The sequence below is a fragment of the Streptomyces sp. NPDC050610 genome (genome assembly GCF_040654875.1).
Taxonomy (GTDB): domain Bacteria; phylum Actinomycetota; class Actinomycetes; order Streptomycetales; family Streptomycetaceae; genus Streptomyces.
On the sequence record NZ_JBFAIV010000031.1, the window covers coordinates 33,223 to 54,380 of the forward strand.

Annotated in this window: 18 protein-coding genes; 5 read left to right on the top strand and 13 right to left on the bottom strand. The window is 71.1% G+C overall.

What is annotated here, in order from left to right; genetic code table 11:
• The first annotated feature begins 87 nt into the window (after nt 1–87).
• From AB0I22_RS30530 to AB0I22_RS30540, 3 genes are all read left to right on the top strand, one after another.
• A complete protein-coding gene (locus tag AB0I22_RS30530) occupies nt 88–909 on the top strand; it encodes an STM4013/SEN3800 family hydrolase (RefSeq protein WP_363134224.1) in 822 nt (273 codons plus the stop codon).
• A gap of 68 nt (nt 910–977) precedes the next feature.
• The gene (locus tag AB0I22_RS30535; RefSeq protein ID WP_363134189.1) at nt 978–2,372 is read left to right on the top strand and encodes an STM4012 family radical SAM protein; all 1,395 of its coding nucleotides are present in this window, start codon (nt 978–980) and stop codon (nt 2,370–2,372) included.
• A gap of 26 nt (nt 2,373–2,398) precedes the next feature.
• Nucleotides 2,399–3,292 (top strand): STM4011 family radical SAM protein, encoded by an 894-nt coding sequence (locus tag AB0I22_RS30540; protein ID WP_363134190.1) that lies wholly within the window; start codon nt 2,399–2,401, stop codon nt 3,290–3,292.
• Here AB0I22_RS30540 and AB0I22_RS30545 read toward each other — a convergent pair.
• The 3 genes from AB0I22_RS30545 to AB0I22_RS30555 are packed head-to-tail and all read right to left on the bottom strand — an operon-like array spanning nt 3,265 to nt 5,210.
• Nucleotides 3,265–4,071, bottom strand: a complete 807-nt coding sequence (locus tag AB0I22_RS30545; RefSeq protein WP_363134191.1) for an SAM-dependent methyltransferase — start codon at nt 4,069–4,071, stop codon at nt 3,265–3,267. The two genes, AB0I22_RS30540 and AB0I22_RS30545, sit on opposite strands and share 28 nt — an antisense overlap.
• Nucleotides 4,072–4,082: 11 nt before the next feature.
• The gene (locus AB0I22_RS30550; protein ID WP_363134192.1) at nt 4,083–4,340 is read right to left on the bottom strand and encodes a DUF397 domain-containing protein; all 258 of its coding nucleotides are present in this window, start codon (nt 4,338–4,340) and stop codon (nt 4,083–4,085) included.
• Between the two features lie 3 nt (nt 4,341–4,343).
• Nucleotides 4,344–5,210, bottom strand: a complete 867-nt coding sequence (locus tag AB0I22_RS30555; protein ID WP_363134193.1) for a helix-turn-helix transcriptional regulator — start codon at nt 5,208–5,210, stop codon at nt 4,344–4,346.
• Nucleotides 5,211–5,347: 137 nt separating this feature from the next.
• On the opposite strand from AB0I22_RS30555, the gene AB0I22_RS30560 reads away from it, so the two are divergent.
• Complete coding sequence (locus AB0I22_RS30560) at nt 5,348–5,806, top strand: ATP-binding protein (protein ID WP_363134194.1); 459 nt, start codon at nt 5,348–5,350, stop codon at nt 5,804–5,806.
• A 161-nt stretch (nt 5,807–5,967) separates the two neighbouring features.
• Here AB0I22_RS30560 and AB0I22_RS30565 read toward each other — a convergent pair whose 3' ends face one another.
• Both AB0I22_RS30565 and AB0I22_RS30570 read right to left on the bottom strand, forming a co-directional pair.
• Complete coding sequence (locus AB0I22_RS30565) at nt 5,968–6,789, bottom strand: SGNH/GDSL hydrolase family protein (protein ID WP_363134195.1); 822 nt, start codon at nt 6,787–6,789, stop codon at nt 5,968–5,970.
• Nucleotides 6,790–6,865: 76 nt separating this feature from the next.
• Nucleotides 6,866–8,971: an alpha-galactosidase gene (locus AB0I22_RS30570; protein WP_363134196.1), complete on the bottom strand. Its 2,106-nt coding sequence runs from the start codon at nt 8,969–8,971 to the stop codon at nt 6,866–6,868.
• A gap of 194 nt (nt 8,972–9,165) precedes the next feature.
• On the opposite strand from AB0I22_RS30570, the gene AB0I22_RS30575 reads away from it, so the two are divergent.
• Entirely contained in the window at nt 9,166–9,975 is an 810-nt protein-coding gene (locus tag AB0I22_RS30575; protein WP_363134197.1) for a tyrosine-protein phosphatase, read from the top strand.
• A gap of 32 nt (nt 9,976–10,007) precedes the next feature.
• Here the strand turns inward: AB0I22_RS30575 and AB0I22_RS30580 are convergent, their stop codons facing one another.
• The 8 genes from AB0I22_RS30580 to AB0I22_RS30615 form a co-directional block, all read right to left on the bottom strand.
• The gene (locus AB0I22_RS30580) at nt 10,008–11,960 is read right to left on the bottom strand and encodes an ABC transporter ATP-binding protein (RefSeq protein ID WP_363134225.1); all 1,953 of its coding nucleotides are present in this window, start codon (nt 11,958–11,960) and stop codon (nt 10,008–10,010) included.
• A gap of 190 nt (nt 11,961–12,150) precedes the next feature.
• On the bottom strand, nt 12,151–12,960 hold the full coding sequence (locus tag AB0I22_RS30585) for an alpha/beta hydrolase (protein ID WP_363134198.1): 810 nt from the start codon (nt 12,958–12,960) through the stop codon (nt 12,151–12,153).
• A gap of 189 nt (nt 12,961–13,149) precedes the next feature.
• Complete coding sequence (gene dpgC / locus AB0I22_RS30590) at nt 13,150–14,454, bottom strand: (3,5-dihydroxyphenyl)acetyl-CoA 1,2-dioxygenase DpgC (RefSeq protein WP_363134199.1); 1,305 nt, start codon at nt 14,452–14,454, stop codon at nt 13,150–13,152.
• Nucleotides 14,451–15,116 (bottom strand): enoyl-CoA-hydratase DpgB, encoded by a 666-nt coding sequence (gene dpgB, locus AB0I22_RS30595; protein ID WP_363134200.1) that lies wholly within the window; start codon nt 15,114–15,116, stop codon nt 14,451–14,453. Before dpgB ends, dpgC begins: the two co-directional genes overlap by 4 nt.
• A gap of 14 nt (nt 15,117–15,130) precedes the next feature.
• Nucleotides 15,131–16,330 carry a 3,5-dihydroxyphenylacetyl-CoA synthase DpgA gene (dpgA, locus tag AB0I22_RS30600; RefSeq protein ID WP_363134201.1) on the bottom strand — a complete coding sequence of 400 codons (1,200 nt, stop codon included), beginning with the start codon at nt 16,328–16,330 and terminating at the stop codon, nt 15,131–15,133.
• Between the two features lie 321 nt (nt 16,331–16,651).
• Nucleotides 16,652–17,890 (bottom strand): PLP-dependent aminotransferase family protein, encoded by a 1,239-nt coding sequence (locus tag AB0I22_RS30605; RefSeq protein WP_363134226.1) that lies wholly within the window; start codon nt 17,888–17,890, stop codon nt 16,652–16,654.
• Nucleotides 17,891–18,562: 672 nt separating this feature from the next.
• Nucleotides 18,563–19,726: a cytochrome P450 gene (locus AB0I22_RS30610; RefSeq protein WP_363134202.1), complete on the bottom strand. Its 1,164-nt coding sequence runs from the start codon at nt 19,724–19,726 to the stop codon at nt 18,563–18,565.
• 175 nt (nt 19,727–19,901) lie between these two features.
• Complete coding sequence (locus tag AB0I22_RS30615; protein WP_363134203.1) at nt 19,902–21,125, bottom strand: cytochrome P450; 1,224 nt, start codon at nt 21,123–21,125, stop codon at nt 19,902–19,904.
• Between the last annotated feature and the right edge of the window lie 33 nt (nt 21,126–21,158).

Genomic DNA, 21,158 nt, shown 5'->3' on the forward strand with positions numbered 1-21,158 from the left:
GGCCCCGCCTCCGCTCCGACGTCCGGCATACGTCCCGGCGCGTGTCCCGGCCCGGCGCCGGAGCCGGTCGTCGGCGTGAATCCCGACATGAACGCGGTCGTGGGCAGCCACGACCTGCTGTTCGTCACGCTCGACACACTGCGCTACGACGTGGCCGCCGAGCTGGCGGCCGCCGGGCGGATACCGCACCTCGCCCGCCATCTGCCGGGCGGGCGCTGGGAGGAGCGGCACGCACCGGGCAACTTCACGTACGCCTCGCACCAGGCGATGTTCGCGGGTTTCCTGCCGACCCCGGCCGCTCCCGGGCCGCACGAACGACTGTTCGCCGCCCGGTTCGCGGGCAGCGAGTCCACCGCCCCGGCCACGTACGTCTTCGACACCCCGGACCTGGTCTCGGGCCTGGCGGCGGCCGGGTACCGCACCGTGTGCGTGGGCGGGGTCGGCTTCTTCAACAAGCAGGGGGCGCTCGGCGGTGTGCTGCCGGGCCTGTTCCAGGAGAGCCACTGGGAGCCGGAGTTCGGGGTCCCCTCCCCCCGCTCGTTCGAGGCGCAGGTCGAGTGCGCCGAGCGGGTCGTGGCCGCGCTCCCGGCTGAGCAGCGGCTGTTCCTCTTCGTGAACGTGTCGGCGCTGCACCAGCCCAACTGGTTCCACCTGCCCGGCGCGACCCGCGAGGCGGGCGACTCGCGCGCGACGCACGCCGCCGCCCTGGAGTACGTGGACCGGCATATCGGACGCCTCTTCGCCGCCGCGAGCCGCCGTCGGCGGTGCTTCGCGATCGTCTGCTCCGACCACGGCACCGCGTACGGGGACGGCGGATACTCGGGCCACCGACTCGGCCACGAGACCGTCTGGACCGTCCCCTACGCCCACTTCTTCCTCGAACCCCCCTTTCCCGAAGAGGCCCGATGAGCCAGATACGCCCCATGAGTCCGACGAGTTCGATGAGTCCGATGAGGCCTGTGGACCCCATGAGTCCGTTGAGCATCACGACTCGCTCCTCCACCACGGCCCGCACCGACGACACGGCCACCGACGCGGCCGCGCCAGTACGCCCGTACCAGAGCTACGTCTACGCCTACCCGCACAAGACCGCCTACCGGCCGCTGCGCCCCCGGCCCGCGCTCGGCGAGCTGTGGGCGGGCGAGGACCAGCGGGCCCTCTCGCTGTATCTGCACATCCCGTTCTGCGAGGTGCGCTGCGGCTTCTGCAATCTCTTCACGCGCATCGGCGCCCCGGACGGCCTGACCACCGCCTATCTCGACGCCCTGGAGCGGCAGGCGGGCGCGGTGCGCGCGGCACTGGACGGCGGGGCCCGGTTCGCCACCGCGGCCTTCGGCGGCGGCACCCCCACCTTTCTCACCGCCGCCGAACTGACGCGGCTGTGCGACATCGCCGAGCTGCGCATGGGCGCGGATCTGCGGGCGGTGCCGCTGTCGGTGGAGGCGTCCCCGGCGACCGCGACCGCCGACCGGCTCGCGGTGCTCGCCGAGCGCGGCGCCACCCGGCTGAGCCTCGGGGTGCAGAGCTTCGTGGACGCCGAGGCGCGGGCGGCGGTGCGCCCGCAGCGCCGCGCCGACGTGGAGGCGGCGCTCGGCCGCGTCCGGGCGGCCGGCATCCCCGTCCTGAACATCGATCTCATCTACGGCATCGACGGGCAGACCGCGAGCAGTTGGCGGCAGTCGCTGGACGCCGCCCTCGCCTGGCGGCCGGAGGAGCTGTATCTGTACCCGCTGTACGTGCGTCCGCTGACCGGTCTGGGCCGCCAGGGGACGGCGGGGCCCGCGGCGGACGCGCGGTGGGACGAGCAGCGGCTGCGGCTGTACCGGCAGGGCCGCGATCACCTGCTCGGCCAGGGCTACGAGCAGGTCTCGATGCGGATGTTCCGGCGCGCGGACGCGCCGGGGACGGGCGGCGACGACTACGCCTGCCAGACGGACGGGATGGTCGGGCTCGGCTGCGGGGCCCGCTCCTACACCTCGTCCGTGCACTACTCCTTCGACTACGCCGTGGACATGCGGCAGATCCGCGCCATCGTCGACGACTACGTGGCGCGGCCCGCCGAGGAGTTCGCCCGTGCCGAGGTCGGTCACCGGATGTCCGGCGACGAGCCGCGCCGGCGCCATCTCCTCCAGTCGCTGCTCCAGGCCGAGGGCGCGTCCCCCGCCGAGTACCGTGCCCGCTTCGGCACGGACGCGACCGCGGACTTCGCCGCCGAGCTGGCGCGGTTCGCCGCGCGCGGCTGGCTCGACGAGCCGGCCGCCCCGGACCGGCTGCGGCTCTCGCCGGAGGGGCTGGCGCATTCGGACGCGCTGGGCCCCGAGCTGTTCTCGCCCGCGGTGCGCGCCGCGATGGCCGACTACGACCTCAAGTGAGTGGGCGTCACATGACCAGTGCTCACGTGACCAGCGCTCAGCTGCCGGGCGACGGGCGGGACTTGACGCTCCTGTACCGGGGGCCGCTCGCGTCGTGCGACTACGACTGCCCGTACTGCCCCTTCGCCAAGCGCCGTGACAGCCCGGCGACGCTCAGGGCCGACCGCGCCGCGCTGGAGCGCTTCACCCATTGGGCGGGCGAGCAGCGCGAGGACCGGCTGTCGGTCCTCTTCACGCCTTGGGGCGAGGGCCTGGTCCGCTCCTGGTACCGGCGTGCGCTGGTCGGGCTGAGCCGTCTGCCGCACGTGCGCAGGGTGGCGATCCAGACCAATCTCAGCTGCCGCACCGAGTGGCTCGCCGACGCCGACGCGGACACCGTCGCGCTGTGGTGCACGTACCACCCGGGCCAGACTCCGTACGGCCGGTTCCTGGACCGGACAGCGGAGTTGGCGGCGCTCGGGGTGCGCTTCAGCGTCGGGGTGGTCGGTCTCCCCGAGCATCTGGACGATGCCCGCAGGCTGCGCGCCGACCTCCCCGGCCATGTCTATCTGTGGGTCAACGCCGCCGAGGGCCACACCTACACGGACGCGGAGGCCGAGCGGTGGACGGCCCTCGACCCGCTGTTCCCGTACAGCCGCGATCCGCACACCAGCCGCGGACTGCCGTGCCGTACGGGCGAGTCGGTCGTCTCGGTGGACGGCGACGGCACGGTGCGCCGCTGCCATTTCGTCCGGGCCGAGCTGGGCAACCTCTACGACGGCACGTACCGAGCGGCGCTGCGCCCGCGCGCCTGCCCGCTCGCCGTCTGCGACTGCCACATCGGCTATGTGCACCTGGAGTCGCTGCCGCTGTACGACGTGTTCGCGGGCGGTGTGCTGGAGCGTGTGCCGGCTCAGCCCTTCTGGCCGACACCTCCGTAGAAGGCTACGCGGGAGAGTTCCTCGACGGTGGGCGGCGGGCCGTCCGGCCGCCACAGCGGGGCCTGTACGAGGCCGGGGTCGAGGAGGTCGAACCCGTCGAAGAAGGGCACGATCTCCTCGAAGCCGCGCACGGTCAGCGAGGCGGTGGCGTTCTTGTACGCGTCGGCGGCGTCGCCCTCCACGTGGGGATGGAAGTCGCCGGTCCCGTGGGTGAGGACGAGGTAACTGCCGTCGGGCAGCGCCTCGCCGAGGGTGGCGACGATGCCGGCGGGGTCCTCCGCGTCCGTGATGAAGTGCAGGACGGCGACCAGCATCAGGGCCACTGGCTCATCGAAGTCGATGAGCCGCCGGATGACGGGGTGTTCGAGGATCGTCTCCGGCTCGCGGACGTCGGCGAGCACGAAGCCGGCGTTGCCCGCGCTGGTGAGCTTCGCGCCCGCGTGGACGGAGACGATCGGGTCGTTGTCGACGTAGGCGACCCGGACGTCGGGGGCCTCCTCGCGGGCCACCTCGTGGGTGTTGGGCGAGGTGGGGATGCCGGTGCCGATGTCGATGATCTGCCGGACGCCGCCGCGCACGACCTCCCGGACGGCGCGGCGCAGGAAGGCCCGGTTGGCGCGGGCGCTGGGCCGGGCATCCGGGATGATCTTGATGACCTGTTCGGCGGCTTCCCGGTCCACCTGGTAGTTGTCCCAGCCGCCGAGGTAGTAGTCGTACATCCGGGCCGGGTGAGGCCTGCTGGTGTCCAGCTCCTCGGCCGAGAATCCGCGCTCGCTCACGTGCTTCTCCCTCACTCGCCGCTCATGCTCGGGACCGCGAGCAGGAAGTCGGCTTGGCCCGCCTTGGCGCCCTGGATGAATGTCTGGATCTCGTGGTGGGTGTAGATCAGCGCGGGCCCGTCGGGGTCCGTGGACTGACGCAGGGCCACCCTGCCGTCGCGCAGCCGCATCGCCTCGACACAGCTGCCGCCGTTGCCGCCGCTCCACGGCTTGTGCCAGCCCTCGCTGCCGAGGTCCTTGGCGGGCATGCCGTTGTATATGCGACCCATGGTTCAGATCTCCTTACGAATGCCACCCAGGTAGGCCTCGGTGGTGTGTGCCGGCGCGGCCTGCGCGCACATGCGGTCGAGCGCCTCCAGCAGGGTGGAGACGTCGTCGCGCTGGTCGAAATAGACGGCCCCGACGAGGTTCTCGGCGTAGGCGATGTCCGGCAGTTCCTGGATCGGGAACCGGAAGATGTGGAACGGTCCGTACATCGCCGGGTGCGGTCCGGCCGCGAACGGGATGACCTGGAGCCGTACGTTGGGCATGGCGGTGGCCTCGATGAGCCGGTCGATCTGCTCGCGCATGACCTCGGGGCCGGCGATGCGCCGGCGCAGGACGGTCTCGTCCATGACCACCCAGAGCAGGGGCGCGTTCTCGCGGGTGAGGAGCGACTGGCGCTCCATGCGGACGGCGACGCCGCGGTCGATGTCGGCCTCGGCGGCGTGCGGCATCCCGGCGCGCAGCACCGCGCGGGCGTAGCCCTCGGTCTGCAGCAGTCCGGGCACGTAGTGCGGTTCGTAGGCGCGGATGAGGTTGGCCTCACCCTCCAGGCTGACAAAGGCGCTGAACCAGTCGGGGAGCACGTCGCGGAACCGGTGCCACCAGCCGGGCTGGTTGGCCTCGCGGGCCAGCGCGACGAAGTTCTCGATCTCGTCGGAGTCGACTATCCCGTAGATGCCGAGGAGCTTCTCGATGTACGGGATCTTGAGCCCGACCTCGGCCTTCTCCATCCGGCGGACGGTCGCGTGCGTGACGTCGAGGGCCTTGCCCGCCTGTTCGTAGCTGAGCCCGGCCTTCTCGCGCAGGTCCTGCAATCGCTTGCCCAGCACTACCCGAAGGACGGTCGGAGCGCCTACCGGTCGTGCGTCCGCCACTGTCCATCCCCTCCAACTGATGTCATATGCCCAGCAGTGTGTCACGCAGCTGGTTGAGCTAACAGACTGTGCTTGCGATTCTGCAATTTACAGATTGAACCTTGCCACACGTGACTCACATCGCACATAGTTGACGCGTGGCCTACTCCTATGACGCAGTCTCGTTAAGGCGCCGAGGCGGTTCGTCCGTCCAGCACCTGCAGGACGCGTTCCACCTGCCGGCCCGCAACACCTCGGTGGCCGAAGCGCGAAGACGAGTCCTCGCGCGGCTCGGCGAGTGGGGCGTGGCGCAAGTGGTGTGCGAGGACGCCGAATTGGTGGTCTCCGAACTCTTCACCAATGCCGTGCGGCACACCGACAGCGACAAGGTGAGCTGCCGCCTGCACGTCAGCGGCGACCGCCTGCACGTCGAGGTCGCCGACCAGGGTTACGGTCCGGATCAGCCGCGGGCCAGGCTCAGCGGCGCGGACGAGGAGAGCGGGCGCGGCCTGCTGCTGGTCGGCGCGGTGTCGGACGCCTGGGGCGTGCGCCCCGGGGAGATCGGCCGGGGACGCGTCGTATGGGCCGTACTGGCGGGCGCGCGCCCGGGGCACTGAGTGCGCCGGCGCGTGCGGCCGAGTCGGCCAGTCCGGCCGCGCACCCGCATGGCGCGTTCAGGGACCGCCCCGGCACTCGGGTTTCTCCGACCCGGTTCGCCGGACGGACCCTGGCGGTGACCTGCGGGCCCGACGACCCGCAGGCTCAGAAAAGCAGCAGGTCAGAGGGGCAGCAGGTCGGGCCGCTTGGGCTCGACGTGGTCGCCCGAGGACTCGCCGCGCAGCCGGCGGCCGATCCAGGGCACCAGGTATTCGCGCGCCCAGTGGATGTTGTCGCGGCGCACCTCGGCGGGCGAGCGCTGGTCCTCCGACGGCCATGCCTGGTCGGGGTCGGCGGGCACGTCCAGGCCGAGCACCTGCGCGGCGCGCAGCGCGACCCGGGTGTGTCCGTCGGGGGACAGATGCAGCCGGTCGTCGCTCCAGGCGCGGCGGTCCTGGACCGAGCGCAGCGACCACAGATCGAGCACCGGGCAGCCGTGCCGGTCGGCGATGGCCCGTACGTGCGCGGTGTACGTGGCGATCTTGCCGCGCAGATGGCGCAGAACGGGGATGCCCCGGGTGTCGAAGCCCGTGCACAGCAGCACGGTGCCGACGGAGGACGCGAGGTCGGCGACGGCCGCCTCGTAACGCTCGGCGACGTCGTCGGGGTCGCTGCCGGGGCGCAGGATGTCGTTGCCGCCGGCGCAGAAGGTCACCAGGTCGGGGCCGAGCTCCTTGGCGCGCGGCACCTGCTCGGCCACGATCTGGTCGAGGAGCCGGCCGCGGACCGCGAGGTTCGCGTAGCGGAATCCCCCGGCGGCCTCGGCGCCCTCCCGGAGATCCGAGTCGGCGCGCTGGTCGGAGAGGAGTACGGCGAGCCGGTCCGCCCAGCCGACGAAGGTGTCGTCGGGCCCGGGGTCGCCGACGCCTTCGGTGAAGCTGTCCCCGACAGCCGCGTACGACCCGAACGCGTCACTGTTGAATGTCTTCGAATCGTCTGCCACGACATCCCATCCTTCACCCACGGCAGTGACCTACGCCACCGTAACCAGGGCTTGACGTGCAGTGATGTATCCCACCTCAACCAATTCGGCGAAGATGGAATACGTCGGCGGCCAGATCCCCGCGGAGCCCGGTGCGCAGTCCGCGGTGAGTGAGGACCGCGCCGCGGTGCGTCTCGCCCCGGTCCGGGTCCGCGTAGCGGGCCGCCGGATCGAGCCCGCGCAGCCGCAGCGGCGGCGGCTCCTCGCCGTACCGCTGTGCGGGCAGCCAGGCCAGCACGGCGCTCTCGTCGCCGCGCACGTACTGGACGGCGGCGAGCCCGTCGCCGGGCGGCCGCAGCCGGTACAGGTCGCCGCCCTGCACCAGCGGGCGGATTCTCTTGTACAGCTCGATCCACCGCCGTGCCTCGTCCAGCTCCCCGGCTCCCCACCGCGCCAGGTCGCCGCCCACCCCCAGCACGCCCGCCATCGCGCTCACGAAGCGGAAGCCGAGGGGGCTGACCCGTCCGTTCATCTGGTCGTTGGGGCTGTCGGTGACCCAGGCCGCCATCATCCGCGCCGGATGGAGGTGGCTGAAACCGTGCTGGATGGCGAGCCGGTCGACGGGGTCGGTGTTGTCGGAAGTCCACATCTGGTCCGTACGGGCCGCCATGGCCAGATCGACGCGTCCGCCGCCGCCGGAGCAGGCCTCGAAGGCCACGTGCGGGTGGGCTGCGCGGAGCCGGTCCAGGAGCTCGTACAGGCCCTCGACGTGCTCGGTCCACAGCCGCTGCGGGTACGGGTCGCCGGGCCAGCCGGCGTCCGTGAAGGAGCGGTTGAAGTCCCACTTCAGATAGTCGACGGGCACACTGCGCAGCAGGCCGTCGAGCCGCTCCCAGAGGTACGCGCGCACATCGCCGCGGGCGAGGTTGAGCACGAGCTGGTTGCGGAGTTCGGTGCGGCGCCTGCCCTCGTGGTGCTGGACCCAGTCGGGGTGCGCGCGGTACAGGTCGCTGTCGGGGTTGACCATCTCGGGCTCGACCCAGAGGCCGAACTCCATGCCGAGCCGGTGCACTTCGTCGGCGAGCGGCTTCAACCCGCCGGGGAAGCGGTCGGGGTTGGGCGTCCAATCGCCGAGCCCGGCCGCGTCGTGGGTGCGCGCCCCGAACCAGCCGTCGTCCACGACGAACAGTTCCACGCCCAACCCGGCCGCCTTGGCCACGAGTTCGCGTTGCTGTCCTTCGTCGACGCGGAAGCCGGTGGCCTCCCAGGAGTTGTAGAGGACCGGCCGTGGCCGGTCGGCGTGCGGGATGACGTGGCGGCGCTGCCAGGCGTGCCAGGCGCGGCTCGCGGCCCCGAAACCGCCGTCGGTCCACAGTCCGGCGAATACGGGGGTGGTCCAGGACTCGCCGGGCGCCAGGCGCAGCAGGCCGGAATCGTCGTGTCCGGCGCCGCCGACGGTCTGCACCGCTCCGTCGGGCAGCAGCTGCACGGCGATCCGCCAGGACCCGGACCAGCCGAGCGCGCACCCGTACACCTCGCCGCTCTCCTCCCCCGCGTCGCCCGCGTCGAGGGCGATCCAGGGCAGGTGGGCGTGGCCGGTGTGGCCGCGGCGGCTGCCGATCAGCTGCTCGCCGGGGGTGAGGGCGCCGCGGACCAGCCGGCTCTCGGCGCCCCATCGGCCGTGCAGGTGGGACAGGCGCCACGCGTCGCGCGCGGGCAGCGAGAAGGCGGCGGAGTCGGCGCGCAGCAGCTCCAGGGGTACGCCGTCGCCCGTGCGGGTACGGGCGTGGGTGAGGGTGACCCGGCGCTCGACGACGTCCGAGCCGGCGCGCACCCGGTAGTGCAGCGTGAGGGCGAGGTGGTGCAGCCGGTCGTGGAAGCGGAGCCGCAGCTCGTCGGGGCCGGTCTCCCACGTGGCGAAGGTCCACTCCGTGCCGCGTACGCCGTCGGCGCGTACGGACAGGGCGGGGCGCACGAAGCGCGGGCCTCCCTCCACCGGGTATTCCTCGCGCCCGTCGAGCGGTGATTCGAATCCGCGCGCGGCGGGGATCTTCTCTGCGGCGAGGGCCTGGGCGTCCTCGATCGTGATCCGCGGCCCCCAGTGGAGGTGCAGCAGTTCATCGTCGTCCGTGAGGTGCAGTGCGTAGCCGCTCCGGACGCCGGACAGCAGCCATAACCGACCGTTTCCGCCCACCTCGATCACTGAGCCCCCAACGCCGACAGACAGTACCGACAGACCATGCCGACAGATCCGAACATCATCGGGTCGGGAGCGGTCAAGAGGCAACGCCTGTGCAGCGCCGAAGCCGAACTGATTGCACCGGGAACCCATGTCGTATGGTCGATTCAGCTGCCGTGTCGACGAGCCGCGTCGACGGACGGAACCGAGGAGCGCCCGTGACCCAACAGTCGCCGCAGATCCCGTCGACCGAGCCGGAGCTGGCCGGCGTCCGCAATTTCCGGGACGTGGGCGGGCTGCCCGCCGACGACGGCCGGCGCGTGCGACACGGCGTCCTGTTCCGCAGCGGTCACCTCGCGCACGCGACCGAGGAGGACGCCCGTTACCTCGGCTCGCTCGGCCTGCACACGATCTTCGACTTCCGCAATGCCTCCGACATCCGGATCGAGGGCCCGGACGTCGCGCTCGCCGGCGTCACGAACGTGAACATACCGCTCAGCGACCCGGCCGACGGCAAGGAGTTCTGGGCGATGGTCCGCGACGGCCACCTCGACGAGCTGCGCGTGGTGCTCGGCGAGGGCCAGGCGGCCGGCCGGATGTCCAGCTCGTACCGCTCCATCATCACGGAGCGCACCGCCGAACACAGTCGGGTGCTGCACACCCTCGCCGAGGACAGCGTGCCCGCGCTGATGCACTGCGCCGCCGGGAAGGACCGCGCGGGGCTGTCGATCGCGGTGACCCTGCTCGCCGTCGGCGTGGGCCGCGACGCGATCCTCGCCGACTACCTGGAGTCCAGCGCCCCGCACCGGCGCTACAAGATCCGGCGCGGCGACAACTCCGCCGCCGCGCTGTCCCCCGAGGTCATGGAGCTGCTCGCGCCGCTCTTCGACGCGCGGGCGGAGTATCTGGCCGCCGCGTTCGAAACGATCGAGGAGCGCTGGGGCACCACCGACCGTTACCTCGAAGAGGGGCTGGGCCTCTCATCGCGGACCCGCGAACTGCTCCGCGCGCGGCTGCTGACGGACTGAGCGGATCGCGCGACCCGCGGTCCCTTCTCCTCTCACCGGCCGACCGGCTCGGGCGGCGGCTGCGGGGTCGCCTCGCGAGGCGGCGCGTCGTCGGCGTACTTCGACTGCCGGGCGAACTGCGTGCGGTACAGCTCCGCGTAGAGCCCGTTCAGCTCCAGCAGTTCCTCGTGCGTGCCGCGTTCCTGGACCCGGCCCTTGTCGATGACGAGGATCTGGTCGGCGTCGCGGATGGTGGACAACCGGTGGGCGATCACCAGTGAGGTGCGGCCCGCCAGCGCGTTCTTGAGGGCCCGCTGGAGGGCGGCCTCCGACTCCGAGTCGAGGTGCGCGGTGGCCTCGTCCAGGACCACGATCGGCGGGGCCTTGAGCAGCAGCCGCGCCATGGCGATGCGCTGCTTCTCGCCGCCGGAGAGCCGGTATCCGCGGTCGCCGACCATGGTGTCGAGGCCGTTGGGCAGGGACTGGATCAGGTCCCAGATCTGCGCCGCCTTGCAGGCCTCGGCCAGTTCCTGCTCGCTGGTGTCCGGCCGGGAGTAGGTCAGGTTCGCGCGGATGGTCGTGTGGAAGAGGTGCGCATCCTGGGTGACCATGCCGATCGTGTCGTTCAGGGAGCGCAGGGTCAGGTCGCGGAGGTCGTGCCCGCCGATGCGGATGGCACCCTCCACCGGATCGTAGAGCCGCGGCACGAGGTGCGTACTGGTCGTCTTGCCCGCGCCCGAGGGCCCCACCAGCGCGGTGAGCTTCCCGGCCGGCGCGGTGAAGGACACGTCGCGCAGCGTCCACGCGTCGTCGGCGCGTTCCTTCATGGGCTGGGCCACGGACTCCAGGGAGGCCAGCGAGACCTCGCGGGCCTTCGGGTAACGGAACGACACATGGTCGAACTCGATGTCCGGTGCGGCGCCGTTCCCGACGGTGGCGGGCAGTTCCTTCGCGTCCGGCTTCTCGGCGATCAGCGGTTTGAGGTCGAGGACCTCGAAGAGCCGGTCGAAGCTGACGAGTGCGGTCAGCACGTCCGCCTGGGCGTTGGAGAGCTGTCCGACCGGGGCCGTCAGCCGGGTCAGCAGGGTGGCGAGCGCCACCAGCGAACCGAGCTCGAAGGCGCCGTTGACGACGAGGCCGCCGCCGACCCCGTACACCGCCGCGGTGGCCAGGGAGCCCACGAGCAGCGTGGTGAGGAAGAGCATCTTCATGGAGACGGAATGCCGGACACCGATGTCGCGGCCCCGGCCCGCCAGCCGCGAGAACTGCCCGTTCTCCCGCTCCGGGTGGCCGTAGAGCTTGACCAGCAGCGCACCGGTCACGTTGAAGCGCTCCTGCATCATGGAGCCCATGTCGGCGTTGACTTGCATGTGCTGCCGTACGAGCCGCTGCAGCCGGCGTCCGATGAGCCGGCCGGGCAGGATGAAGAACGGTATGAGCGCCAGGGACAGCAGGGTGACCACCCAGGACAGATAGAACATCGTGATCAGCACGAACACCAGGGTGAGGCCGGCGGAGAACACCGTCGACAGGAGCTGGGTGACCGCCTGCTGGGCGCCGATCACATCGGTGTTCAGCCTGCTGACGAGGGCGCCGGTCTGCGCCCTCGTGAAGAACGCGAGGGGCTGACGCTGCACATGGTCGAAGACCTTGGTGCGCAGATCGTAGATGAGCCCCTCGCTGACCCGGGCCGAATACCACGCCTCGGCGAACCCCAGCCCGCCCGCCAGCAGCGCCAGTGCGGCGACCGCGAGGGCGCATCCCACGACGACCGACATGTTGTGGTCGGTGATGCCGTTGTCGATGAGGTACTTGAGCAGGACGGGCGGGGCGACCACGCTGACGGCGTTCAGCGTGGTGATGATCAGGAGAAAGACGATGCTGCGGCGGTGCGCCCCGAGGTACGGGAGGATCCGCTTCGCCGTGCCGGGTGTGATCCGCTGTTTGATGATGGAGGGGTCCGGCGCGTCCCCCTGAATGAGTACCGGTCCGGGGCCGCCCATCATGGCCACAGATACCACCTCTGTCTCGTCGTCAGAATCGGGGCAGTTCGGGTTGGTTGAGCTTCCAGGCCGGTTGACCGGCTGACCGATCGGCAGTCAGTTCGGTGCGTCGTCGAGCCGGTTGCCCGTATGGCTGATCGGCCGTCAGTTCGCGTAGTCATCAGGCTGGTTGAGGCGTCGGACCGGTAGCTGTTCATGGCCGCCGGCCGGCGAAGAAATCGATGATCGCGGAGTTCACCGCGTCCGGCCTTTCGAGGTACCCGTAGTGTCCGCACCCGGATATCTCCGTGTACGCGGCGCCGGGAATGCTCTCGGCGACCTCGCGGCCCAGGTGCGGGCGTACGACCAGGTCGTCGCGGAAGGAGATGACCAGGCAGGGGCACCGGACGCGCCGGTACGCCGCCAGCCGGTCCTCGATCGCTTGGAGGCTGAGCTGGTTGCGGACCTCCGAGGAGTCGACCGCCGTCATCTCGAAGATGTCGAGCCAGCCCGGGAGCTGCCGCTCGTCGTTGAGCGTCTCGGGCGAGAGGTTCTGGATCGCCTGTACATAGGCCGCGTAGCGGGGCGGGATCTTGACGTCGCTGTCGCAGAGTTCGAGATCGGCCGCGGCCATGGCGGAGACCAGCACGTCGGCTCTGCCGCAGGTCGCCATCAGCACGGCCTGGCTGACGAGTTCGGGCCGGGCCAGGAGCAGTTCCTGCACGATGATCGCGCCCAGCGAGAACCCGACGACGCGGCACGGCCCCACGCCGAGGTGGTCGATGAGACCGGCCACGTCCGCCGCCATGTCGCCGAGGGTGACGCCCTCCTCGCACGGACCGCTCGGCGGAATGCCGCGGTTGTCGAGCGTGATCGCCCGGTACCCGGCCGCTCGCAGCGCGGGCACCTGGTGCGAACGCCATACGCGGCCGGGCGCCGCGGTCCCGGTGACCAGCACGACCGGGTTCCCGGCGCCGTACACGTCATAGCCGAGGGTGATTCCGTTGATCCTCGCCACCGGCACGGGTGCCTCCTTTCACCTGTCTTGTGTTCCGTTTGCCTTGTGTTCCGTCTGTCTTGTGTCCCGTTCAGGGCTGTGCGGAGCGTGTGGGGGTCGGGGGCGCGCCGGTCGGCGTACGGGCGCGGGGGCGGCGTGCCCGTACGTACGCCCGTACTCGCGGCGCGCGCCCCGACGGCGGCCCCGGGCCCGGTGTCACTGGCGCCCCGCGAAGCGGCCGACCTTGGCGATGACGTCCTCGTCGTAGAGGCGCAGGGCCTGCTGGAGCGCGAACTCGGCCATGTAGCGCCGGAATTCCTCCGGCGGCTCCTCCGCGAGATTCAGCATTCTGCGGTTGGCGACGACCGCCGGGGCGCTCAGCCGCTCGACACTCCTGGCGACGGCCGCGTCCATCTCGTCCGGCTCCACGATCTCGTCGGCCACCAGCCGGGCGTCGGGTTCGCTCGCCCAGAGCCGCCGCCCCTGGAGGATGACCTGCCGGGAGACGCGCGGCCCGGTGTGCCGGCCGAGCCGGAAGTTCCCGGCGCCGGGCACGATGCCTTCGCGGGCGGCGGGCAGCGTGAAGTAGGCGTCGGTCGCGGCCACCACGTGGTCGAGGACGAGGAGGATCTGCATGCCGCCGCCGATGGCGAAGGCGTCGACGGCGCCGATCCAGGGCTTCTCGACCGTACGCGCGTGCCACGCCCCTTCGCCGTCGGTCCGCACTCCCCGTACGAGCTTGTGGAGGTAGCCCAGTTCGCGGCGGAGCAGGAAGCCGACCAGTGAAATGTCCCCGGCGTGCAGGCTCTTGAGGTTGATGCCCGCGCTGAAGACCCGCTTGCCGCGGTAGCGGGGGTGGGTCATCTCGCCGCCGCGCACCACCCCCACCCGCACCTCCGGGTCGAGCAGCGCGAGGTCGACGGCGGTCTCCATGTCGTCGACCTGCTCGACGTCCTCGGCGTTCAGGCAGTCGTCCCGGCACATCGTCAAATAGGCGGCGGCGTCCCGTCGTTGAAGCACGACCGACCGCGTCCGGACCTCTCCCGACCGGCGGAACCCGGGCAGCAGTTCCAGGGCGCGCGGCGTCGGCAGCAGCATGGTGTCGAGCAGGTGCCGGCCGGCGACCGGGGAGCCGAGGACGGCCCGCAGGAAGATCCCCTGATCGATCTCGTGCCCCTCCTTGTCCGCCTGACGCCTCTTCTGGTCGTCGGCGAGCCGACTGGCCGAGGGGACGAGGGAGGGGAATTCGACCGCGGCGGCCGCGACCAGTTCGGCGAGGCGCAGCCCGACGGTGCGGCCCTCGGTGAGCCGGTCGTACGCGTCGTCGGCGTGCGCTTCCAGGAAGCGGACCCGCTGTGCGCGGGCCGCGTCCTTCGCCGCGGCGGCCGCCGCCCGCTGCTCGGGCGAGCGGGAGCCGGGCTCCGGCAGCGCCGCCAGCAGTTCCTCGACGCGGGCGGCGGCCTCGTACAGGCTCGGCCAGACGCCCTCGACGGCCGCCGGGGACGGCTCGACGGTGGTCACGAAGCCTCCCGCGCGGAGGCGGAGGCTCGCAGCATACGGTCGCAGGCGGCCAGGTGCGGGCCGAGCGCGTCCTCGAAACTCATCGTCCTGGCGTCGAACAGGAGCTGCCGGCGGATCGCGAGATCCTTCCCCGACAGGCCGCTGACCAGCCCGGCGGCGGCCGCGACCGCCTGTTCCGGGTCGTCGACCAGCCCGTCGACGATGCCGAGCGTACGGGCCTCGGGCGCGTCGATCGGCAGGCCGAACAGCACGGCCCGGCGGGTCCGGGCGGCGCCTGCCAGCTGTACGAGCCGGAAGCCGGCCATGCCGGGCCAGGTGGCCGAGCCGTCCCCGTGCACCAGCAGTCGGGTGTCGAGGGCGGCCACCCGGATGTCTGCGGCGAGGAACGCGTCGAGCGCCGCCCCGCCGCACTCCCCGTGGGCGAGGGCGAGCGTGGCCATCGGGAGCCGTTCCAGCCTGCGCACGGCGCGCTCCCACTTGCTGACCAGCATGACGTCGAGGCCACTGCCCCAGTCCCCGGCCGGGGCTCCGGTGACGTGCACGATGACGACGCCGGAGCCGCCCCGGTCCTCGGCCCGGTCGCAGAGGCCCGCCAGGGCCTTGACCGACGCGGTCGACAGCGGCTCGGCGCCGTCGATCTCCACCATGAGCGTGTGGTCCATCGCACCCTCCGGGTTCACCATCGGATCAGCGCCGTCTCGATCGTGGAGCCGGGCCCCATGGTCATGAGCACTCCGTAGTCGCCGGCCGCCGCGACGCCCTCGTCGAGAAGCCGTTCGTAGGAGAAGAGGAACGAGCCGCTGGAGACATTGCCGTGGTCGCGCAGCACGCCGGTGGTGTGCCGCACGTCGCGGCGGGTCAGCCCGAGGTTGACGACGACGGCGTCGACGACCTTCTTGCCGCCCGAGTGGACGAGCCAGTGTCCGATGTCGCTCCGGCGCAGTCCCGTTCCCGAGAGCAGCCGGTCGACGACCAGTTCCGCGTGCGCGCCGACCACGTAGGGGATCAGCGGGTCGAGGTAGAAACTGAACCGCCCCTGGTCACGGTCCCAGTCGTAGCGCATGGCGTCGGCCGCCTCGGGAATGATGCAGCTCGCGAACTTGAGGATGCCGGGCCCTTCGGCGGCCGCCGTCGCGGGCGCGCCGAGCGGCGGTCCGGCCAGGGACAAGGGGGCCTCGGCCGGGTTCGTCAGCAGCGCGATGGCGCCGGCGCCGTCCCCGAACAGGCTGTTGACGACGGCGGTCCGCATCGTGGAGTCCATCGCGTACGCCGCGGAGCACGCCTCCACGCACAGGACGACGGCGAGGTCGCCCGGGTTCGCGGCGGACCAGCCGGCCACCACATTGAGGGCGTTGAGGCCCGCGTTGCAGCCCATGCCGACGATGTCGGAGCGGCTGCAGTGCCGGTCGATGCCCAGTTCCCGGATGAGCAGCGCGCTGATGCCCGGGGTGAGGAAGCCGGTGGAGGTCACGCAGCACAGGTGGCGCAGGTCCGAGAGTTCGGCGCCCGCTCGCCGCAGGCAGTTCAGCAGCGCCTCGGCGCCCATGTCGAGCGCCATGCGCTTGTGCTTGTCGAGCAGGTCGCCCTGGGGTTCCACGGGCCGTATGCCGTCGCTGTCCGGGGCGGGGAGGTTGAGGTTGCGCCGTTCGATCGCGCTGTTGAGGAAGACGGAGCGGATACGGGGATCGGTGATCCCGAAGGCGTCGAGCACCTCTTCCTGGGAGTAGGAGGTGGGGCTGGTCGCCGTGCCCACCCCGACGATCCGGGGCCGGACGAGCACCGCCCTCGGTTCGCGCACGCCGGTCGCCGGGGCCGCGTCGAGCGGCGTCGGGTCCAGCAGCGCCATGGATGCCACGCTGTCCACACTGACGGTCATCGGAAGGTCCACCCCCACATACGTCGTTTGCTGCGCGGCCGCCGTGTGCCACAGGTACTGATCACTTCGGTCGCCCTTCTCGTAGCACCCGCTGGGCGCGGGTGTGAGTCGTTCAGGTGTCTTGTCAGGTCGAGGCCTTGATGTCGGGCCAGGCCTTGTACCGGTTTTCGGGTCGGGCACCGGACCTGATGCCGTGTCAGGTCCCGTGGTCGATCTCGCCTCGGGGTCCGTGGCCGATCTCGTGTCAGGTTTCGGGTCAGGTCCCGCGTCAGGTCTCGTGCGCTCCTGGCGCGGATGCAGGCCGTTCACGCTGACGGCCGTTCAAGAGGGCGCGCTCGCCGCCTCGATGAAGCGGGCGAGCCGTGTTGTGCCCTCTGTGATCTCAGTAGGCGTCACATAGCTGATGGACAGCCGGAGTTCGCGGGTTCCGCCGCCTCCGGGGTAGAAGTAGCTCATCGGCGTCCAGATGACGCCGAACTCCTCGGCGGACCGGGTGAGCGCGGCGTTGTCCGCGCGGAACGGCACCCGCACGCCCAGGAAGAAGCCGCCCGAGGGTTCGTTCCACCCCACGCCGAGGGCCGCTCGGCGGTCGGCGGGGAGGCGGGCCTGGAGCTCCTGGAGCGTGTGCCGCAGGGCGTCGTCGTAGTGGGCGGCCGCCTTCGCGTTCAGCTCCGAGAGACGGCCGCGCGCGGCCAGCAGCGCGCCCGCCACCACGGCCTGGCTCAGCGACGGGGTGTTGACCGTCACCATGCTCTTGATCTTGGCGAGTTCGTCCGCGAGCAGGGTCGCGCGGCCCGCGTCGTCCACGACCGGCTGGTCGGCGACGACGAAGCCCAGGCGGGCGCCGGGAAAGACGGTCTTGGCGAACGAGCCGATGTGCACGACCCTGCGCTCCCGGTCCAGGGACTTCAGCGTCGGCAGCGGGGGCCCGGGACTGACCAAACGGTACGGGCTGTCCTCCACGATGAGGAGGTCATGGCGTGCCGCGAGCTCCAGCAGTTCGGTACGGTCCCGCAGCCCCATCGTGGTACCGGAGGGGTTGGAGTGGTCCGGGATGACGTAGAAGGCGCGCGGCCGCCGCCCCCGGGCCCGCTCCCGCTCGATCGCCGCCTCCAGTTCGGCGCGGCAGAAGCCGTCCGCGCCCTCCGGCACCGGGGTCACGGGGATGTCGAGCAGCCGGGCCGCGCCGGTGATGCCCATGAAGCAGGGGCTGGCGACCAGGATGGCGTCATCCGGCCCGCCGACGAGCGCCCGCAGCACCAGCAGCATGGCTTCCTGCGCGCCGACGGTCACGACGACGGACTCGGGCGGCACGTCGATCTGCTCGTCCACGCGCAGCCAGTCGGCGACGATGTCGCGGATCTGCCCGGCGACGGGCCCGTACTGGTACATGAGAGTACGGATGCGCTCAGGCGAACTCCCCTGCTCCGCCTCGTGGTCGAGGTAGCCGCGGAGGTAGCCGAAGATCTGCTCGGTGTCGAAGAAGCCGTCGTACGGCCGGCCGGGTGCGAAGGAGATCGCGTTCGGATAGCGGAGTGTGACCTCGTTGAGGAAGGTCATCGTGTCGAGGACCGGGTCCCGGACGCTGGAGTGCAGCTCGCCCTTGCGTAGCCGCGCCGCGCGCTCGGTCCCGGAGCCGGCCCCGGACTCGGGCCCGAACTCGGGCCTGAGCTCAGAGCCGTACCCGGCCTCTGGCCCCGCCCCGGACCCGGATCCGGACCTCAGCCCGGACTCGGGCATGGACTTGGGATCGGGTATGGGCTCCGTATGCTCACGGCCCGGCCGTACGCAGCCGTCGGCACTCTGTCCGTCCATTGAATTCCCCCCGCGACACCGCTGCTCGAAAGAGCCTCTTCCAGCAGGCTCCCCCGAAAACCTTTCAGAAGCTATTTCCGTCAGCATTCCCCAGAGGATCGGATCGAGCTCTCCGGGATCGCCCGAAGCCGGGTCCTGCCCCGCCGTACCGCCATCGGGCCACTCGGTTCGACTGGCCAAACGGCAGCCGCACCGGCTCGCTCCCCGTCCCCTCCGATACGAGGGGAACACGAGCCGAAAGCATCAAGCGGCGCTGAAGAGTCTCGAACGAAAAGAGCCTCGCACAGCATAAAAGCAGATGCCGCTGCCCGGAGTGCACTGTCCAACCCGCCAAATTCTCCACTTGGGCAGGACAGCGAGAATGAGGAACACCTTCCGCACCCGGGCGACCGGGAAACCCACCGGAACACACACGTCCTACCAGGCGACCGGCAGCGTCTCCACTCCGTACTGCGGGGCGAACGGCCGGAATCGCAGTTCCTCGGCCGGCACGCCCAGCCGTAGATCGGGAAAGCGCTCCAACAGTCGCGCGAACGCGATCCGCATCTGCATCCGGGCCAGCGACGCGCCCAGGCAGAAGTGGACGCCGTGGCCGAAGGCCACGTGGGCGGTGGACCCGCGGGTGATGTCGAGGCGGTTCGGGTCGCCGGGCGTGTCCGCGCGGTTGGCCGCGATCAGTGAGCAGCCCACGGCCTGACCGGCCTTGACCACCTTTCCCGCCATGGGCACGTCGACCACGGCCGTACGGGGCGAGGCCGTCGAGACGACCGACACGTACCGCAGAAGCTCCTCCACCGCCCCGTCCATCAGCTCCGGCCGCTCCCTGAGCAGCGCGAGCTGGTCCGGGTGGAGCAGCAGCGCGAGCAGTCCCAGCCCCAGCATCTGGGCGGTGCTCTCCACCGCAGCCGAGACGAGGAACGTGGCGATCCCCGCCAGCTCGTGGTCGGTCAGCTCGTCGCCGTGCTCGCGGATGAGCATGCCGAGGAGGTCGTCGCTCGGTTCGCCGCGCTTCCGCACCATGATCTTGACGAGGTACCTGTCGAGCGCCTGCACCGCCGTCGCCTGCTTCTTGGCCCGGCTGGTGGAGCGGATGTCGAGCATGCGCGCCAGGTCGGCCAGGTCGTCGCGGGGAATGCCGAGCAGCCCGCAGACGACCTGCCCGGGCATGGGCCAGGCGAAGTGGCGCACCAGGTCGGCCGGCTGACCGGCTCGCTCCAGGACGCTCAGCCGCTCCGCCACGATCCCCTCGATGATGGGCACCATCCGGCGCATCCGTCGCACTGTGAACTCGGGCGTCAGCATCTTCCGGAGCCGGGCGTGGTCCGGCCGGTCGTAGTGCAGCAGATTTCCGGTGTCGAACGGCTGCCCGTCCATCGTTTCGGCGGGGCGGGGCTTGCCGGTGAACCGTTCCGCGTCACTGAGCACCGCCTTGACCTCTTGGGGGCCGGTGGCGATCCAGTCGAGCACCGCGGAACCGGAGACCTCGGTGAACGGCGTCTCCTCGCTCATGCGGACCAGTTCGGGCAAGGGGTCGATCCCGTTGCGACGCTGGTAGACAGGAACATTCGATTCTTTGGGCATCCCTGGACTCCTCTCGTACCTGGTGTTTCATCCCTCGTGCTTCGTCCCTTGCGTTTCTTTCCTTGCGTTACGTTCCTTGCGTTACGTTCCCTACGGCTCGCGCCTCGCTCCTCGTGTTTCGCGTTTCGTTTCTCGCCGGTGGCGGGCGCGTACGGAATGGATCAGATCGGGCCGACTACCAAGCGATGGGCAGTTTCTCGATTCCGTAAATCGGCCGCGACTGCGACCGGAACCGCAGTTCTTCGCGGGGTACGGCCAGCCGCAGACCGGGAAAGCGCTCCAGCAGCCGGGCGAAGGCGATGCGCATTTCCATCCGGGCCAGCGGAGCGCCGACGCAGAAGTGGATGCCATGCCCGAATCCCACGTGGGTGGTGCTGCCGCGGGTGATGTCGAAGTCGTCCTGCGGCGCTTCGGGGCACTGGGTTCGATTCGCCGCGAACAGCGAACAGGCCACGACCTCACCGGCCTTCACGACATGGCCCGCGAACTCCACGTCCACCAGAGCGGTGCGGAAGTTGGCGAGCGGCACGACCGCCACGTAGCGCAGCAGTTCCTCCACCGCCTGGCCCATCAGCTCGGGCCGCTCCCGGAGCAGGGCCAGCTGGTCGGGGTGGTCGAGCAGCGCCAGCGTGCCCAGCCCCAGCATTCCGGCCATGTTCTCCAGGCCGGCGCCCAGGGTGGCGTCGATGAGCCCGACCAGGTCCGCGTCGGTGATGCCGTCCCCGTGGCTCCGGAGCAGCATGCTGATCAGGTCGTCGCCGGCCGGGTCCAGGCGCTTGCGGGCCACGAACCGGTCCAGGTAGTCCGTGAAGGCGTGCTCCGCGGCCATCACCAGTTTCCGCGGGCCGTCGCGACGCTGGCCGAGCAGCATGTTGCGGGTCAGCTGGGGCTGGTCGTCGCGGGGAATGCCGAACAGCGCGCAGGCGACCAGACCGGGTACGGGCCAGCCGAAATGGCGCATCAGGTCGGCCGACGGCCCGGCCCGTTCCAGGGCCTTCAGCCGGTCCGCCACGATCTCCTCGATGACGGGCTCCATCCGGCGCATCCGCCGCACCGTGAGCTCCGGCGTCAGCATCTTCCGGAGCCGGGTGTGCTCGGGCGGGTCGTTCTGCAGCGGGTTCCCGGCCTGGGCGAGGCGCCGGGACTCGGCCGCGGTGTCCGCGACCGGGTTCGTACTGAACCGGTCCGTGTCGCCGAGAATCGCCCGTACCTCGTCGAGACCGGTGGCGATCCAGCTGTCCCCGACCGGGCTCACGCCCCGGGCGAATGGCGTCTCCGCGGCCATCCGGCTCAGTTCGGGCAGCGGGTCGAGCCCGGTCCGCCGCATGTGCACGGGGATCTCCGCCGGGTTCGGCTCGCCCCGCTGCCGTCGCGGCGGCGCTTCTTGAGGCTTCGTCATACACGGTCACCTTCCGTTCGTGCCTTGCGTCTG